Raw genomic sequence first — 1,182 nt, 5'->3', positions numbered from 1 at the left:
AAAATGGCAAAAGAGAAATTTGAGCGTAATAAGCCTCATGCCAATATTGGTACGATTGGTCACGTTGACCATGGTAAGACGACGCTAACGGCCGCGATCACGAAGTATTTTGGTGATTTCAAAGCTTATGACCAAATTGACGGCGCGCCTGAAGAAAAAGCGCGTGGTATCACAATTTCAACAGCTCACGTTGAGTATGAGACAGATAACCGTCACTATGCTCACGTCGACTGCCCAGGCCATGCTGACTATGTTAAGAACATGATCACAGGTGCGGCGCAAATGGACGGTGCTATCTTGGTTGTTAACGCGGCTGATGGCCCAATGCCACAAACACGCGAGCACATCTTGTTGGCGCGTCAGGTTGGTGTTCCAGCGCTTGTTGTTTACATGAACAAGGTTGACCAAGTTGACGACGAAGAGCTTTTAGAGCTTGTTGAGATGGAAATTCGTGAGCTTCTTTCTTCTTACGACTTCCCAGGTGATGATATTCCTGTGATTGCAGGGTCTGCTTTGGCAGCGATGAATGGCGACAACCCAGAAATCGGTGAAGAGTCTATCAAGAAGTTGATGGCGGCTGTTGATGATTACATTCCACAGCCTGACCGTGCGATTGATGGTTCATTCTTGATGCCAATCGAAGACGTCTTCTCTATCTCTGGTCGCGGTACTGTTGTGACAGGTCGGGTTGAGCGCGGTGCGGTTAACGTAGGTGACGAAATCGAGATCGTCGGTATCAAAGATACAAAGAAAACGACGTGTACAGGTGTTGAAATGTTCCGCAAACTGCTTGATCGCGGTGAGGCAGGGGACAATATTGGTGCGCTTCTTCGCGGTGTTGATCGTGAAGGTGTTGAGCGTGGACAGGTTCTTTGTAAGCCAGGTTCAGTTACGCCGCATACCAAGTTTGAGGCAGAAGCTTATATTTTGACGAAAGACGAGGGTGGTCGTCACACACCATTCTTCAACAACTATCGTCCTCAGTTCTACTTCCGTACAACTGACGTGACAGGTGTTGTGACGTTGAAAGAAGGTACAGAGATGGTTATGCCAGGCGATAACGTGAATGTTGACGTTGAGCTTATCGTGCCAATCGCCATGGAAGAGAAGCTTCGCTTCGCTATCCGTGAAGGTGGCCGTACAGTCGGCGCCGGCGTTGTCTCTAAGATTGTAGAATAGTCT

1 protein-coding gene is annotated in these 1,182 nt (G+C 48.5%); it reads left to right on the top strand.

Annotated elements, in window-relative coordinates; translation table 11 throughout:
* The first annotated feature begins 3 nt into the window (after positions 1–3).
* A complete protein-coding gene (tuf, locus tag DES40_RS13080; protein WP_121103017.1) occupies positions 4–1,179 on the top strand; it encodes an elongation factor Tu in 1,176 nt (391 codons plus the stop codon).
* Positions 1,180–1,182 lie beyond the last annotated feature (3 nt).

The organism is Litorimonas taeanensis (assembly GCF_003634015.1).
GTDB lineage: Bacteria > Pseudomonadota > Alphaproteobacteria > Caulobacterales > Maricaulaceae > Litorimonas > Litorimonas taeanensis.
Note: the sequence above shows the minus strand (reverse complement) of the source record. Positions and strands in the feature narration are given on the sequence as shown.

Coding starts and splice junctions, on each gene's coding strand:
- tuf (WP_121103017.1), top strand. CDS start 4: ATGGCAAAAGAGAAATTTGAGCGTAATAAGCCTCATGCCAATATTGGT.